The following is a 16,247-nucleotide window of genomic DNA, read 5'->3' on the forward strand; positions in this document are numbered from 1 at the left end:
TATCACTGAACAAAGAAAATATTTATGCTGTGGGAATGGTCGAGGACAGGTTTAATTTTTTTATTAGGGATGCTAGTCGGGTGGTTTTTGTGCGCCGATTTTCCTGTTGGACCATCTCCGGATATTTTGATCTCTATGAATTAAATGGAAAATTGTTAAACACCCAAAATCGTGACATCAAAATCAGCTCCTGTTTTGACCATAAGCGTGCTAAGCTGAGCCATTACCTGTTGGGAATGAGACACGCGAGCATTCAAGAAGTATCCTCAAAATCAACAGACAGACCAGAAAAATGAAGCACGAGATTGATCAAGATCAAAAAGGTACCGATAACGTTTGAGAGTTATTAATGGAGGAGAAACACCATGTCACTGAAGTCTCGTCAACAATTAACCTGGCTCAATGGTCGCTGCGTGCATTCTTATATTCTGGCAATATGTCTGTTGGTTTCGGCCTGTTCGCATGGCTCGGATTCTTCGTCCCACTATAAGAATACCTCTTCAACCGGACACGGAGACATGTCGAGTTATCCAAACGACTCAAAGCATCATGAAAGTTTTCATCATGGAAAATTTTCTCCTGCTCTTGAAGAAGAACTGGGTCTCGATGATGACCAGAAAGAAACCCTGCACCAAATGGAAACCGACTATCGCAAAATGGTTATCTCACATAATGCCGATATTCGGGCTCTTGAGGTCGATCTCGCTCGAATTTTGGAAAACGAAGAACCAGATCGGTCCGCGTTGGAAGACAAATCCCAAGCGATTGGTCAGATTAAATCTGATTTGACGATGGCGCGCATAGATTCGCTTTTGCAGCTAAAAGAAGTATTAACAAAGGATCAATACGAGCAGTTTCGATCAATTCTCCGAGAACGTATGGAAGGCATGGAAGAATCACCTCATCATTAAGCGTAAGAGCGCAAGGGTATCTGTCATTGTTCCGCATCAATCGACCTAACCTCTCAAGGATCGAATAGTTGCAGGAATATGCGTAACCCAGTGGTTGTGACTATTTCTTATATGAAGACGCTCTGGTACCGCATTGGAATTCAGGTGCCATGAACAGATCGCGTTATCATGCAAGAGTGGGATTCACGTAAGATAATACCTGTGCGCGTGTCCGCAAGCTTCAATCTAGGCTTTGATGCACAAATGACCTTCACTAGACGCCCATGGAGCAATGTCGTGACAACGCTCTCATCATCGTGAGGCCATGCTGTTCAGGTAAGAAAGAGCAGTGTCATCCCACCAACATACGCAAGCAAAATCAACATACTTTCAAATCCAATGTTCGCAATGCCGTGTTCTTCTCGCCGCAGAAGACCGAGTAGAAGGATGCTGTTCATCAGGATGGCTAAGGCCATCAAGTAGATTTGTTTGTCTGTTATAGCATGATAAATGGACCCCTCTTGATAGGCAACATCAGAGATTGCCACGAGAAGGACATCGAAGGTATTGCCTCCGATGATTCCACCCACCGCCAAAGTGAGTGCGCCACTTCGCACGGCCGCTATGGCCGTCACCAACTCAGGCAATGACGTGCTGACCGTCGTGAAGAGGCCCCCTGCGATGGTTTCCGAGAGACCGGTATGATTCACAAGAGAAATGGCGGCTCGTGCCAAAATCCAGCCAGCGCACCCCACGATGAGAGCGCAAGCTGTAAACAGAAAGGATAACCTTAGTAAATTTTCCTGCAGGCTGTCTGCTTCCGGTATGTCAACTTTCGTCTCAAATGTGAGCTTAGGCTTCCAGAGGGGATCTGTGTGTGAATGCTGAACGAGCCGTAGACCAAACAGATAGACCGCGACGATGAGTGCGGTGGCAGGATGCGTACCCCATACGCTAAATTCTGGTCCAACGATCGTAAGCAGAATCAATGAGAGCATGGTGATCAGAAGCACGCCGTTCATCAAATTGACAGGTGACGCTGCTGCATGCTCAAGGTTCGCACGGCGGTACGTCATGTCAGCCACGGCAAGAAAGGCGGTTTGTATTGCAATACCACCCAACGCATGACTGACGGCAAATTCTGCATGTCCTCCAAAGGCAGTTGTAACAGAGGTGACAATTCCCGGTAATGACGTACTGACACCGAGAAAGATCGCACCTGATACCGCTTCGCCAAGGCCAGTTCGAGCCGCCAACCGATCGACGAGTCTCGTGAGCTGCCATCCGACCACCCCGATGATGGATGTCGAAATCAGAAAAAGCAGGAGACTGAGAGAAAATGACCAGTTTTGCGGTTGTATCATCTATTTATTGTTCCCTGCTGTGCGAAACAACTGGATCAGGAGTATTTTGAGGTGACAGGAGCAATAGATGTTTTGTCTTACGTCTTGATCCTCACCATGGGTCTATTCCTCCAAGCCTTGAGTCTCATGTAGATTTGTTTGATGCCTGGATAGGAAAGGCCGTCATGGAGTCGGACACGGAGAGATCGGACGTTATCAGTTTCGTACCGTTAAAAATAGGGCGATGGAAGGATCGCCACATGAGTCTTCACAAGATCAATCGTCCCATTCCACATGGTCCTTAAGACGCTTCGCGTTTCGCATGCTCAACAAGTAAAGCGGCTAACGCGCAAGAGGCTATACGGGCAGGCGATTCATCTGCCCGGCTCGTCAGAATGAGAGGCACACGAGCGCCTAACACAATGCCGGCGGCGCAGCTTCCACCCAGATATTCGAGTTGCTTGGCGAGGATATTCCCGGCTTCTAAATCAGGCGCGACCAAGATATCGGCATTCCCTGCGACAGAGGAAGTAATCCCTTTCACCTGAGCGGCCTCTTCCGAAACTGCGTTGTCAATGGCCAATGGTCCGTCAAGTATACCGCCGGTAATCTGACCACGCTCGGCCATTTTACATAGGGCTGCTGCCTCAACCGTCGAACGGATCTTAGATGACACCGTCTCGATAGCAGACAGAATTGCCACCTTGGGGGTCTCAATGTCCAGTGCTCGGGCCATGTCAATGGCATTCTGGACGATATCACGTTTATCATCCAGGTCCGGATATATGTTAATCGCGGCATCAGTCACGAATAGCGGCTTCGGATACGACGGGACATTCATCACAAAAACATGACTCATTCGTCTTTCGTCGACCAATTCTTTGTCTGCGTCGATCAAGGCGCGGAGAAGCGTTTCTGTCTGAAGGGCTCCCTTCATGAGCGATGCGACTTTTCCCGTACGAGCCAACTCCACCGCCGCATTCGCAGCAATCGTGCTGGTCGACGCGTCATATAATTCGTATTCCCTCAGATCAATGCCATGCTCTGCCGCCACGTTCCGAATGGCCTGTTCGTCGCCGATTAAGATGGGATCAATAAGTTTCTCGTGTGCGGCTTCGACCGCCCCACGTAAGGAAAGAACATCCACAGGCCAAACGACGGCCGTGCGAATGGGTGATACATGTTTAGCCAGATCAATCAACCTGTGACATTGCCCCCCTGGCTTAGCCGTATTGTCGGTTTTCGTCTTTGTCGAGACGTTCATGAGAGCCTTCTTCCTTCCTGCCTCACTTAAATGGCCAATGTAAATGCTTCGGGGTCTGTAATGGTGGTGATGACGTGTGTACGAATCGCGCCGCGTCGGCGCCGTCATTGACTCGGTGGTCAAAGGCAAAAGAATTCGGAAGAATGAAACGTGGGTCCATCTGTGGGTGTTCCATCGTGCCACACACCACCGGTTGCAAGCGGGCACGCCCCAGCCCAAGAATCGCCACTTCCGGATAATTGATAATCGGCGTAAAGGTGGTTCCACGGCCAGGGTCACCGCTGATAATCACGATGTCGTATGGTTTCTTTGTCATAGATTGCCGTCGAAAACAGGGCACCTCACGGAATCCAAAACCATCTCGCTCGTTCGCTTTGAACATCGCGTGCAAACCTCACGAGCCTGCACGATACGCCATGTACGCTCAATCACCATTAAACCTAACAATAATCAATGGTCCTGAAACCTGAAGAGAACCCTGGAGTGAAAGAAAAGTCAATCGAACCTTGAAGATTGAGGATTGTACCTGCGGAACACTCAGTGTTTGCTGATTGTGCTGAAAACTATCATCGCCATCGTCTGGATACATTTTCTCTGTGCTAGGGTTGTTCATAGTATTCAACGAGTCATGGAATCGATTAAGATCAGCGGTGTATAATTTTTTACGTAAGCTTTCTCTTACACATGCGTAAAAAATCACTTTTACATCTTTATCGAGAAGTGGCCAGACACACAATATTTGCTTTGTGAAAGGAGAGAATGACAATGACAATATGGAGTGGAAGAAAACCCTATCATCCCTACACTCAAGATTTAGATTGGACGGAAGAACAGGCCAGTACTGAGTACCAGGAAAGGGAAGAAATACGAAGTGTGGCTTCCTGTCTGCTCGGCGGTGGCATGTTTATATCCAGTTATCTTCCAGCCATGCGACGATCGGGTATGGGGAATATCTTTTCGGGCGTGGGAGCGGTGTTGTTCTTCGAAGGAGTGAAAAGGTATTGCTCTGTTGACTGTTCCTCTGACATGAATCATGGACAGCAATCAAACACGAATCTATTGGGCCGTCGAAAAGTGAATACAGAGCAAGCCATTAAAATTCAAGAATCAATTCTCATTCAACGTCCAGCAGTTGATCTGTATCAATTTTGGCGTAATATTGAAAACCTCCCGTCGATTCTGACGCATATACATTCAGTAAACGTAATCAATGAGCACCTCTCCCATTGGATGATCGAAACGGTATCTGGTGGTCCCACAATCGAATGGGACGCCAAAATTATTAATGAAGTGCCCAATAAACGAATTGGCTGGAGTACGCTGCAAGACTCGGATATCGATCATGCCGGATCAGTCGTGTTTGAGACGATGCCGGATGGAAATCAGACTCAGGTAACCGTCACGCTTCAATACGTCCCTCCTGCAGGGCGGCTCGGATCAACCATTCTCAAGGTATTGGGGCAAGATCCAAAAGCCAAGATTGTCGAAGATTTGCAGCACTTTAAAGAACGCATGGAAGCGCCAGTATTGAACGAGCAACCCTAAGGCGATGTCCATTCATCGTGTCGTGATGACTCTGAAATGATCCTTATTGCTGGAGTGATGTGAAACGGGAGCATGTAAGAGGTGCACGTCAGAATCTAAACAATCTATCAGAGAGTGATACATGGGACGGGTACTGATGATCAAGCGATATTCGGGCAGACTGACTGTTCTCTTCTTCGCCGTTGTGATGACGACATTAGTCGCATGCACTTCGACACCACAAACGGAGCAGAGGGAAGCGCTCCAACAGAACGCATCGCCACAGGAGCAATTAGGTACGGTTAACTTTCCAACCTCAGCCCGTTCACGTGAGGCTCAATGGCATTTTTTACGGGGCGTCGCCGCCCTGCATTCCTTTTGGTACCCCGTAGCGCTCGATGAATTTCGTGCTGCAACACGTCTGGAACCTGATTTCATGATGGGCTATTGGGGAGAGGCGATGACGCATAACCACCCGGTGTGGAACGATCCGCAAGAGACCGAAGCAGCACGCAATGTGATTGCGAAAATCGAGAACCTGCCACACATCACACCGCGTGAACGTGCCTGGCTGCACGCCATAGAGATCTTGTATGGAAAAGGCGACAAGCCTACGCGTGACCGTGCCTATGCTGACGTCATGGAGAACATTTCTCGAGATTATCCATCTGATTCAGAAGCGGCGCTGTTTTACGCACTCGCTCTTCTTGGCACCGTCAAAACCGGACATTCAGATGCTGAAAACACTCGGCTACACGCCGCGGACATCGCATCACGTGTGTATCAAGACCACCCGAATCATCCAGGTGCGGCACACTATATCATTCACGCGTATGACGATCCTCACCATGCCCATTTGGCGTTAGATGCGGCGGAACGTTATGCCAAGATTGCTCCAGACGCGCCCCACGCCCTGCACATGCCATCGCATATTTTCTTGCAGCTTGGTATGTGGCCGCAAGCTGCCGCCTCGAACGAGGCAGCATGGACTGCTTCAAATCAGTGGGTACAACAACGAAATCTTTCACTCAGCAAGAGGGATTACCATACTCTGCATTGGCTGATGTATGTGTATCTGCAGCAAGGCCGTTATCAACAAGCTGAAGAATTGGTCATGGTGATGCATCAAAGCCTTGCGCATTTTTCAAAGGATAATCCGAGAGATTTTAGCTTTGGGTTATTGACGCATGCCAGGATGATTTCCGATTTTGCGTTGCAAACGAAAAACTGGGGAGCCGTTGAGTCATACTTACAAGAAGGTCAGACAGAAATTGAGGTGGCGAGGATGGACATGCCTGCCTCATTCAATGCGTATGCGGCGGCTGCTCAAATTCCGATCCTCTACACTCGTGGCATGGCTGCCGCGATGACAGATTCCGTCGGGGCGAACGAGAGTCTCGCGAAGTTAGACCACATTCGTGAACAACTCGCTGATAGCCCCGAGCCCTTCATCGTTCAAGAGGCAAAGTACATCCAGATTCGAATATTAGAAATTGAGGCGGTCCTCGACATTCAGGCTTATGAGTTTAACAAGGCCATCACACTCATGCAGAAGGCGACCAGGCTGTCGGAAACAATGCCACCACCATCAGGACCACCTTCAGTCAGCAAACCAACATTTGAATTGTTCGGTGAAATATCGTTGCATGCAGACCAACCCAAGAATGCGGCGGAACAATTTTCGATTTCCTTGAAAAGACATCCAAACCGTGCGAGTACGTTATTAGGATTAGCACGCGCCGCCGTGAAGAACAGAAAGAGCGATGAGGCGACTCACTTCTACACCGAATTGCTTCGTCAGTGGAGTCACGCTGATGCGTTACTAGCAGACTTGCAAGAAGCAAAGCAGTATGAAATAAATACTCTCCATTAAGGAGTCATACGATCTATATTTCGGCCAATCTGTCAGCACAACATCGTGATACAGGGGGATACTGAGTCATGGCTATCACACTAAATCACACTATTGTACCTGCACATGATAAAAACGCATCAGCCCGTTTTTTTGCACAAGTTTTTGGATTACCGTATGACGGTCCAACCGGACACTTTGCTCCGGTGTACGTGAATGAGACGCTGACGCTAGATTTTGAAGACGACGAGTCCTTTGATTCTCACCACTATGCATTCCACGTCAGCGACGAAAAGTTTGACGAAATTTTCAAGCGAATTAAAGAGTTACAAATCCCCTATGGAAGTGACCCTTGGAATACGGACAATCATCAATTGAATCACTGGAACGAGGGACGAGGCGTATATTTTCGTGATTTGGGTGGCCATTTACTCGAATTACTGACTCGAGTGCCAAAGTCCGAAAACCAAAGACGAAACACAATCCAAACGTTGTCAGAATGACCATGTTTGTTGTTCGGCCTTACCGAAGAACCTTTAAGCTGTTTCTTAGCTTTTGTGCATCGTGAGGCGCACAGGATTTCTGATCATTATCAAAGTAGCAGTAGATCGTCTTTCCTTCATCGGCCCATCGTTTGATTTTTTTCGCATAGCCTGACAGAGTGCGGCCGTCATAGGTGCCGGTATACGGCGTCGGGTGTGGTCCATGGAGCCGGAGATACACAAAATCGGTCGTCACAGTATCCGGAGAACGATAGCCTTTATAATCATACACACACAAGGCACAATTATGCTGAGCCAACAGGTCATACACTGCCTGGCACAGCCAACGTGGATCGCGGAATTCAAATGTGTAGCGATACTCAGGAGGCAGGGTATCCAAGAACATCTTAAGCCGCTGTTTATCGAAGCGCCAGTTGCCCGGCAACTGGAATAAAATAGGACCAAGTTTGTTTCCGAAAAAGTTTATTGAGTCAAATAAATGTCTCAATCCTTCTTTCGGGTCTTTGAGTTTTTTCATGTGGGTAATAAAACGACTAGCCTTACAGGAGAAGATAAAGTTTTTTGGCGTTAGCGCACACCAGCGTTTGACCGTGTTCTTGTCTGGAAGATGGTAAAAACTATTATTGACTTCCACGGTATCAAATAGGTTCGCATAAAAAGGTAACACCTGGTCTTTCTTTAGATCATCTGGATAAAAATTTCCTATCCAATCGTCATAGGACCAGCCTGACGTTCCAATGTAGATTTTGCCTCGGCTCATGCTGTGTAATGTGCACAGATCATGAGAATGTTTTTCTTGGGACAGGCATATCGTGTCACATTGAAATGTTTCATGATTTCCCTACACGCACTCCAGGTTTGTCAACCAACTGAATCGTGCTGGCCTGGAGGCCTTTATGACCTATTTCTTCGACAAATCGTACCCCAGTTCCAATTTCCAATCGATCGAAATCCTCTTGCAGCACACTGTTTTTATGAAAATATATTTCGCTGCCTTCCGTATTCGTCAAAAACCCATAGCCTTCTTCTGGAAAGAGCTTGCTCACGAACCCCACCAGATCTTGTTCTGGGTGTGATTTGACATGTTGCCGTTGACGATCAACAAGTTTTTTTAACTGCCGTTTGGCTGCCTCAAATGCACTTCGGATAATGGGTGGTAATTCCGAATACCGCCCCTCCCCAGGATTTCGAGTCACAACCAACTCATGGCCTGGCGGAACAGTCATGTCGATACGAACACGATAGGGATTCCCGGCATGTTCATGTTGCGCTTTTTCCAGGGCAATTCTACAACTACTAAGATGCTGACAGACTTTTTCAAGGGACACAACCTTGTTTCGAAGCAACGTCTCTAATGCCTCCGTTTTCTCCACATTCCGATACGTGATCTCTAGCGGAATTTCCATTACCCCCTCCTTGACGATACATTGTTGTTTTTTGATTCTTATCCGGAAAGCGCAGGTTCAACGTTCGCAAAACACTACGCAATGAATGGGAGTCAATCATGGATTGCTCATCAAACTGCAAGATGCAACTACAGCATTGACCTACTGAGGTGCCATTTCATGCGATACGGATCTTTCGAGAGGGAGGCCAGCAGCACCCCAGTCTTCTTTTCCAGCTTCATAATCATAGACGTGCTGATAACCAAGCTGATTCATTTTCTCGGCCGCCTCTGGTGAGGCCGTGCATTCGGTGTTTTGACAATACACAACAACTTCCTCACCTTTATTCGAAACCATTTGTTGAATGTGATCTTCAAAGCTTTCATTCATTGGAACATTCACAGCACCCGGAAGATGAAATTCTTTGTATGATTCAGGACTAAGTACCTCAACCACGGTCATCGAATCATTTTGCAGCATTTTGTTATAGAGTTGTGCTCGTGAAATGGCTTGCATCTTTAATCCCTCCTTTTGGTATAAACATGCGAAAAAATCTTTGCCTCTATACGCGTGTTGTTTTCTATGCGTAACCTTAGAGTGATGGTGTGTAAATCATACATGCCCACAGTTATCAGTTATACACAATCCAACGCCTGCTGAGGTCGTCCTTTTTCTGCCCGCGGTTCAAGTCGATCCATTTTTCGCTAACTGGCTAAATCGAATACGACGATTCAGTGTATTCAATATCGGAAAATGGCCGCGGCGGTGCAGTCTTTGGGCATGTCCTCTTGACTCAACGCATAGATGCTGCCGCCCTTAGTTAAAGTATGAATCGCTGAAAAATCCAGCAATTCTTGACTTTCAGCTTTTTTGTTCTGAGAAATCTCTACCGTATTATGAACGAGGTCCACAACACCCCACTCTTCCGCGGATGCTATAACAAATAGGACATCGAGCCGTCCATGCACAGCCGCAAGCGCAATATCCGATATCTGATTGGAGGTTTGTCCCGTGCCAACCAGATCCTGATATCGAGCTTTGGCAGCAATAATGGCTTGCTCAAACAGAGGGTGAACGAGAGGCCAGGCTTGTTCCTGAATCTCATCCGGAGAAAGTTCTTCAGCATTTTTTGTTATGCCTTCTTTCATGAGATGGGGATAACGGTTGATCTCGTGAAAAAGATAGTGGTAATGGTCGACAGCCGCAAGGAGCAACGGAGCATGTTGATCTTTCAGGACTTCAAAAACGCCGGCTTCCACCTGCTGAAAATATTGAACAATTCGTTCTGTTGTGTCATTATCGCCAGCTCCCTGTCCATGAAACATGGCCGCACGTCTATTGTCTGCGTTCGGAGCACCTGTATGAAATTGTAATTGTTCTTCATGGTCTTCATTTGGCAAAGTCTGCTTCAGATTATGAGGGATTCCTTCAAGAACTAACTCCCGCACGCTATAACGACTACATTCGTAGAGATGTCGCGTCTGTTGGCTCAAGGCTAATACATAAAACAAGCCATCGCCGCTCAAGAGGGGGAGAAGCGGTTTACAATAAAATCGTTCTCCGACAGACACTCTCTCTTCAAACGATAATGGAAGACAATAGAATTGGAATGCTGTATCCGATAAGAATAACGCCAAGCCAGCGTGTTGATGTTCCCAAAATTCCTGGTCCTGTACCAGCTTACGCCCGGGTTCAAGTAGCGCAGCTGCTTCTGGTTTTCGAAGACCACGACTCCTTAATTGACTTTCAGCATCACGAAGAAGATTTTGTAAACGAATAGGATTTTGTTCAGTGTCTGGTCCGGCTTGATGAGTGGGGAGATAAATCGTGATACAGAAACCTTCCTGGACTTCCAGGATCGCCTGAATCGTGGCTCGAGAAATAATCAACTCGGTTTTTTGAACTGTTTTCTGATCCATGAATTATCCTTTCTTCTCAATCGTCGCTTATGGAAACATGCAGCGAACAGTGGCCGAGAGGACTTGTCGAATGATCATGAGCAATTAGCCGCATGTTGGCCGGTCGTACCAACTTAGGAATTGAACTGTTGGTTCAATGTGCTTCACCTTGTCCGTTTGTAAACTCGGCAAGCGCCGTTGGTATTTCGTTAACTCGAACGATTCGTTCGACATGGTCAAAAAAGACGGCATGTCTTGGCATTGAGGGTTTTGGAGCTTCATCTGGATCTTGGGCCAAGGTGATGCCATGATGTTCTTTGATTGCATTTAACCCGGCTGTGCCATCTTTTCCTCCTCCAGTCATGACCAGTCCAATGACTCGATGACGATAGTGCCTGGCTGCACTTATAAATAGTGCGTCTATTGAGGGCCTTGTAAAATGCTGCTTCGGTCCGTGATCAAGTCTCAAAATATGCTGTGTGTCTAATAAGAGATGATGATCACGTGGAGCAAGATGAATTCGATCGTTTTGGAAGGACATGTTATCTGTGGCCTCAATTATTTCTAAGGAAGTATGGCGACCGAGCACCGTGGCCAAGTTCACGCTCGCGAATGGATGACGATGAAGAACAACCGCAATCGCTGCCCCCAATGGAGCGTGGAGTTGACTAAATAAATAAGAAAGGGTCTCAACGCCACCCGCAGATGCGCCAATCACAATAATATCCCGTTTCATTGCTCACCATGTTTGAACAATGGCAGCAGATGTTGTGTGACCTTCCGACAACATTGACGAATACATCATCTGCCTTGCGTTCATGTCAGTTTTTTAACGGCCACCACTCCGATCAGTAATAAGATGGCACAAATGGCTAGAAAAATATAAAACAAGACTTCTGCAATATCTGCTGCGCCCGCGGCAACTCCTGAGAAGCCGAACACTCCAGCAATCAGCGCGATCACAAAAAAGATGGCAGCCCACTTTAAGAAAAGCATATATCCTCCTTTGGTCGGTGAAAAACAAGAAACCGAACGGATTAGGAAACACTATCACAGTAGGCTCCGAATAGTTCCGGCGAGGAAAACACATTGACAACCCCCTCTAGTACGTACCGACGGAATAGTTTGCACTCAGCATTCGTAGATGGTAAATGCTGAACATCCTGCCCGTCATTTTCTCATCAGCTCTTCCAACAGATCTGCAGGATAGGTCAAGCATCAAAAAGACATGATCAAACGTCTTGCACCATTCAGCATCTTATTGCGACATGCCCGAGAGCGCTGAAACATTTCCTGTACTCCTTTAAACATTTTAATCGTAAAAACTGACGGGTTAATACTAGAGAGAACCCTGGAGTGTGGCAATATATCGCCCGCCGATGAGGTCCTATCGCGCTCAAACCTCACATGATGCACCTAGGGTACTCCTGAAAAGGGGAGAGGCGACTAGGCATTTGCACTGGCGAATCAAGGGTTTATAGCAGTTGCCATGGTATTTCATACAGCTACACTATTCCCTACATAGAAAATGTTGGTTTGTTACACGCAGGTTTCAATCCGTGTTCACTGGGGCTAGACGTTCACAAACAATGAGATAGAACAATGTGGCAGAGCTCGGCTTTTCAAGGCTGAGTATCAGGTTAGAGAAAAAGTCATCTTTTTATTCACGGTGTTCACTAGGAAAGGTCATTTTATGAAAAAAAATAGCAAGGACTTTCAATTCTTTTTACGCTCTTTTGCATCGAGTCTGGTGATTATGTCGATTTCCCTCATTGGAGTCACTGTGTATGGCGAGGAGACAGATTTTGATCCAGCTTCCATTGCCGCGGGTACGATCGAAGGTGAAATTCTAGAAGTTGAAAAACATACCTTAGTGATCAAAAAACAGAACGGCGAAGAAGTCCGGGTTCGTATGCCAGGACAAACAGAGGAATCAGCCAAGAACTTTGGAGTGGGAGATCAAGTTGAAGTCCACGTGACACCAGAAGGAATTACCACCTCGATCCAACCATTAACAGGAGGGTTGAGGCGTTAACCGATTGATGTTCTTTACCACCAGATATATATGTGAAACAAACCCCAGCAAGAAACAGAGCCTTATATGTTCAGGCAATCTTCAAATGCTGCTACGGGACATTCCATGCCCCAGCAAGCGTTTAAATTCTCCCTGAAACGCTGACAAGAAGATGCACTTATCTACAATGTTCGATCCAACATAGTATATGGTCGACTGGGCAAAAACTTTGGTCAACGGATTAGGCTATACTGGCTTAACCATGTTGATGTTTCTGGAGAATGTGTTTCCGCCCATCCCATCTGAAGTCATTATGCCGTTGGGAGGCTTTTTAACGACAACCCAAGAACTCACCTTCATCGGGGTGGTGCTGGCAGGAACACTGGGCTCAGTGTTAGGGGCGTTGCCACTTTATTATCTGGGCCATCATTTTGATGAAACGTACTTGAAACACCTGACCGACCGGTATGGTCGATGGCTGTTGATGACATCTGCCGATATTGATTACGCCAGTGCATGGTTCCAACGTCATGGACGTAAGGCCGTCTTTTTTGGTCGTCTGGTGCCAGGAGTCCGATCTCTGATATCGGTCCCGGCGGGGTCATGTCATATGCCAATGGGAACGTTCCTTCTCTTGACAGCTGGCGGGGCGGGAATATGGACAACATTCCTTGCCTATACAGGTCGCTGGTTGGGAAAACATTATGAGCAGGTCAGTCAATATATGCAACCGCTTTCGTATTTTGTTGCAGCGTTATTTCTAGTGGGATTCGCGTGGTGGACATATAAAAAATATTTTCCCAATATGGATTGAAAATCGAAGGAAAGTCCTAGAATGAACGTAACAGAGGCTAAAACGGTTTGAGCCTACGTTATGCAAAGCATTATCCATTGATGATTCATGAATATCTTGCCTTTCGGGCTTTCCACATCATTCGCCAGCGGCAATATCCATATGAGCTGGTGCCCGTTCTCTGATGATTCGTAAGCCTTGCAGGTCGTCTGACGACACTGGTTCCTCGAACCAGCAGACTTGAGATTCTTCAAAAAATTTCTCGGCAAAGGCCAGGGCCTGTTACCGAGAATACGCGCCGTTCGCATCGACAAATAGCTCGGTCTCATGACCGATAGCCTCTCGGGCCGCCCGTACCCGGTCTCGATCATCGTCGGGAGATCGTCCGACTTTCATTTTGACACTGGACACCTGTTGGTCGGCCCATTCTGCAAGTTGTCGTTGCACTTGCGAGACAGTATAGGAAGTAAAGCCTCCACTCCCGTATACCGGAATACCTTCCCGTGCAGCACCGAGCAATGTTACGACGGGAAGATCGAGCACTTGCGCTTTTAAATCCCATAAGGCCGAATCCACCGCTGCCATCGCCATCGAGGCAATGCCGGGTTTTCCCATGTTCCGAACCGCGCGGCGCATGACTTCCCAACTTTCCGGAATACTGAATACATCGCGCCCCTGGATTACCTCCGCCAAAGTTGTTTTGACAAGAATTGCTGTCGCGAGGTCCGCGTAGGTATATCCAACTCCCGTATGACCCGCAGCGGAAACTTCCACCAAGACTAATGTGGTTGCCTTCCAAGCCAACGTGCCATCCGATTCTGGGTACTCTGTCGGGACCGTATATGCCGAAACGTCGACCCGTCGCACTGGACATGAAAGAGTTGGGATGCTCCGCATGAGATTGATATTGTTATTTTAGATCATTTCGCGGACTTTATCGGATAATGATGTTAAGGCAATTTTCATGCGATTGGGTTCTCCGCGAGCCAGCGATTCGGCAAAATGCATGGCTTGCTTGAGCTTGATTTTAGCCGGATATGGCGGCGTAAACGGATCGACTATCGCGTCAACCAGGACCGGGCCAGGCGTGGCGAGCGCTTGATCCAATATAGGTCCGCAATCTGCGGGATCCTCAATCGTAAATCCTGTCCCGCCGCACGCTCTGGCAACAGCGGCAAAATCTATTGGCTCCAGCTCGCAACCGTATTCGGGATTTCCCAAGAACACCATCTGTTCCCATTTAATCTGTCCTAACGTATTATTTTTAATCACGATGACTTTGATCGGGAGTCGATATTTGACTGCTGTCGAAAATTCAGCCATCAGCATGGAAAAACCGCCATCTCCCACAAACGCGACGCACTGTCGGTCCGGATAGGCGATTTGTGCCGCCATGGCGTACGGCATGCCGCAGGCCATGGTTGCCAACGTGCCAGAGACGGTGTGCATCTGGCCGCGTTTGACCTTAATCTGACGTGCCCACCAGGTTGTAATAGTACCAGAGTTGCACGCCACGATGGCCGTGTCCGATAAGCGTTTCCCCAGTTCCCAGGCCACGACTTGTGGTTTCATCGGTTTGTCGGTCATGGTTCCTCGCTGTTCCATTAACTCCCACCATTCTTCCATGCTCTGCTGCGCTTGCTTCAAGAAATTCCGATTTTTATTAGGTTTGAGGTGTGATGAGAGCGCCCGCAATGTTTGCTGACTGTCGGCAACCAAGCCGACTTCCACGGGATACCGAAGACCAATTCGTGCTGGATCGAGGTCAATTTGGACGGCTCGAGCTCGTCCGGGTTTCGGATAGTATTCCATATACGGGAAAGACGTGCCGACGAGGAGCAGCGTATCGCAATCTTCCAATGCTTCTTGAGAAGGAAGGGTTCCAAGCAGTCCGATCCCTCCTGTCGTGTAAGGACTGTCGTCCGGCACACAAGCTTTTCCCAACAAGGCTTTGATAATTGGTGCGCCTAATATTTCGGCAACCTGTTCAAGTTCATCTGTGGCTTGGAGCGCGCCGGCACCGGCTAAAATGGCTATGCGTTTTCCTGCATTGAGCACGTCTGCTGCACGATGAAGTTCTTGTTCATCGGGGAGTTTGGCGCCATGCGCAATTGCGTGGGAGGAATGTTGGGGAATGTTTCGCGGCGTTCGACCGGTCTCGGATTCTTGATCTTGCAGGTCAACCGGAAAGGTCAGGTGAGCGACACCGCGATAGCTGAGTGCGGTACGACAGGCAATATCGACAATATGCTCAACATGAGCGGCACTCATGATGCGGGCATTATAGACGGTGACATCTTCGTAGACTCTCGTCAGATCAACATCCTGCTGAGAATGTGTATTGATCAAGTCGCTGAAATGGTGACCAGTCAAAGCGAGGACCGGCGCCCCATCGAGTTTGGCATCGTAGAGTGGACAAGCAAAATGCAGCCCACCCGGACCCGAAGTCGCCAGGCAAACACCGAGCTTACCTGTATATTTAGCATAGCCGCAGGCCATGAAGGCAGCGGCTTCCTCATGACGCACATGAATAAACCGAATCTGGTCTTGATGAGTCCGTAAGGCTTCCATGATGCCATTAATTCCGTCGCCAGGAAGCCCAAAGACGACGTTCACGCCCCAATTGATGAGTCGTTCAATTAAGACGTCAGATGCTGTTTTCTTCATTGTGTGGTCCTCTCGTTTATGAAGGGTGAGTCATTGCTCGCTTCGTCAAGATGCTGTTCAAGAGTCAATCAATCGGCTTCCTTCACTACCGATCGTCATCCATGTTCTTTGCTC

General features: G+C 47.8%; 16 protein-coding genes and 1 pseudogene. 6 read left to right on the top strand and 11 right to left on the bottom strand.

The window, feature by feature from the left end; genetic code table 11:
• Positions 1-365: 365 nt before the first annotated feature.
• The gene (locus ACWQXP_RS08310) at positions 366-911 is read left to right on the top strand and encodes a Spy/CpxP family protein refolding chaperone (RefSeq protein ID WP_454062357.1); all 546 of its coding nucleotides are present in this window, start codon (positions 366-368) and stop codon (positions 909-911) included.
• 311 nt (positions 912-1,222) lie between these two features.
• Here ACWQXP_RS08310 and ACWQXP_RS08315 read toward each other — a convergent pair whose 3' ends face one another.
• The 3 genes from ACWQXP_RS08315 to ACWQXP_RS08325 form a co-directional block, all read right to left on the bottom strand.
• A complete protein-coding gene (locus ACWQXP_RS08315; protein ID WP_454062358.1) occupies positions 1,223-2,254 on the bottom strand; it encodes a sodium:calcium antiporter in 1,032 nt (343 codons plus the stop codon).
• Between the two features lie 280 nt (positions 2,255-2,534).
• On the bottom strand, positions 2,535-3,497 hold the full coding sequence (locus ACWQXP_RS08320) for a bifunctional enoyl-CoA hydratase/phosphate acetyltransferase (protein WP_454062359.1): 963 nt from the start codon (positions 3,495-3,497) through the stop codon (positions 2,535-2,537).
• Positions 3,498-3,519: 22 nt separating this feature from the next.
• Positions 3,520-3,879: a 2-oxo acid dehydrogenase subunit E2 gene (locus tag ACWQXP_RS08325; protein WP_454062360.1), complete on the bottom strand. Its 360-nt coding sequence runs from the start codon at positions 3,877-3,879 to the stop codon at positions 3,520-3,522.
• 383 nt (positions 3,880-4,262) lie between these two features.
• On the opposite strand from ACWQXP_RS08325, the gene ACWQXP_RS08330 reads away from it, so the two are divergent.
• From ACWQXP_RS08330 to ACWQXP_RS08340, 3 genes are all read left to right on the top strand, one after another.
• On the top strand, positions 4,263-5,042 hold the full coding sequence (locus tag ACWQXP_RS08330) for an SRPBCC family protein (protein ID WP_454062361.1): 780 nt from the start codon (positions 4,263-4,265) through the stop codon (positions 5,040-5,042).
• Positions 5,043-5,163: 121 nt separating this feature from the next.
• Positions 5,164-6,894 carry a hypothetical protein gene (locus ACWQXP_RS08335; RefSeq protein ID WP_454062362.1) on the top strand — a complete coding sequence of 577 codons (1,731 nt, stop codon included), beginning with the start codon at positions 5,164-5,166 and terminating at the stop codon, positions 6,892-6,894.
• A 68-nt stretch (positions 6,895-6,962) separates the two neighbouring features.
• Positions 6,963-7,376 (top strand): VOC family protein, encoded by a 414-nt coding sequence (locus ACWQXP_RS08340; protein WP_454062363.1) that lies wholly within the window; start codon positions 6,963-6,965, stop codon positions 7,374-7,376.
• A gap of 19 nt (positions 7,377-7,395) precedes the next feature.
• On the opposite strand, the gene ACWQXP_RS08345 is transcribed toward ACWQXP_RS08340, so the two are convergent.
• The 6 genes from ACWQXP_RS08345 to ACWQXP_RS08370 form a co-directional block, all read right to left on the bottom strand.
• On the bottom strand, positions 7,396-8,136 hold the full coding sequence (locus tag ACWQXP_RS08345; protein ID WP_454062364.1) for a DUF72 domain-containing protein: 741 nt from the start codon (positions 8,134-8,136) through the stop codon (positions 7,396-7,398).
• A gap of 70 nt (positions 8,137-8,206) precedes the next feature.
• Positions 8,207-8,782, bottom strand: coding sequence for an HPF/RaiA family ribosome-associated protein (locus ACWQXP_RS08350; protein WP_454062365.1), 576 nt, complete (start codon positions 8,780-8,782; stop codon positions 8,207-8,209).
• A gap of 141 nt (positions 8,783-8,923) precedes the next feature.
• Positions 8,924-9,277, bottom strand: coding sequence for a rhodanese-like domain-containing protein (locus ACWQXP_RS08355; protein WP_454062366.1), 354 nt, complete (start codon positions 9,275-9,277; stop codon positions 8,924-8,926).
• A 224-nt stretch (positions 9,278-9,501) separates the two neighbouring features.
• Complete coding sequence (locus tag ACWQXP_RS08360) at positions 9,502-10,680, bottom strand: baeRF7 domain-containing protein (RefSeq protein ID WP_454062367.1); 1,179 nt, start codon at positions 10,678-10,680, stop codon at positions 9,502-9,504.
• 133 nt (positions 10,681-10,813) lie between these two features.
• Entirely contained in the window at positions 10,814-11,395 is a 582-nt protein-coding gene (locus ACWQXP_RS08365; RefSeq protein WP_454062368.1) for a chemotaxis protein CheB, read from the bottom strand.
• An 80-nt stretch (positions 11,396-11,475) separates the two neighbouring features.
• Complete coding sequence (locus ACWQXP_RS08370) at positions 11,476-11,655, bottom strand: DUF1328 domain-containing protein (RefSeq protein ID WP_454062369.1); 180 nt, start codon at positions 11,653-11,655, stop codon at positions 11,476-11,478.
• Between the two features lie 697 nt (positions 11,656-12,352).
• Between ACWQXP_RS08370 and ACWQXP_RS08375 the strand changes: the two genes are divergently transcribed.
• Both ACWQXP_RS08375 and ACWQXP_RS08380 read left to right on the top strand, forming a co-directional pair.
• A complete protein-coding gene (locus ACWQXP_RS08375; RefSeq protein ID WP_454062370.1) occupies positions 12,353-12,694 on the top strand; it encodes a hypothetical protein in 342 nt (113 codons plus the stop codon).
• A gap of 187 nt (positions 12,695-12,881) precedes the next feature.
• Positions 12,882-13,487 (top strand): DedA family protein, encoded by a 606-nt coding sequence (locus tag ACWQXP_RS08380; protein ID WP_454062371.1) that lies wholly within the window; start codon positions 12,882-12,884, stop codon positions 13,485-13,487.
• A gap of 117 nt (positions 13,488-13,604) precedes the next feature.
• Here ACWQXP_RS08380 and ACWQXP_RS08385 read toward each other — a convergent pair.
• Positions 13,605-14,363: pseudogene (locus tag ACWQXP_RS08385) on the bottom strand (enolase C-terminal domain-like protein).
• An 18-nt stretch (positions 14,364-14,381) separates the two neighbouring features.
• Positions 14,382-16,133: a thiamine pyrophosphate-dependent enzyme gene (locus ACWQXP_RS08390; RefSeq protein ID WP_454062372.1), complete on the bottom strand. Its 1,752-nt coding sequence runs from the start codon at positions 16,131-16,133 to the stop codon at positions 14,382-14,384.
• Positions 16,134-16,247 lie beyond the last annotated feature (114 nt).

The sequence above is a fragment of the Candidatus Nitrospira salsa genome, from assembly GCF_965152625.1.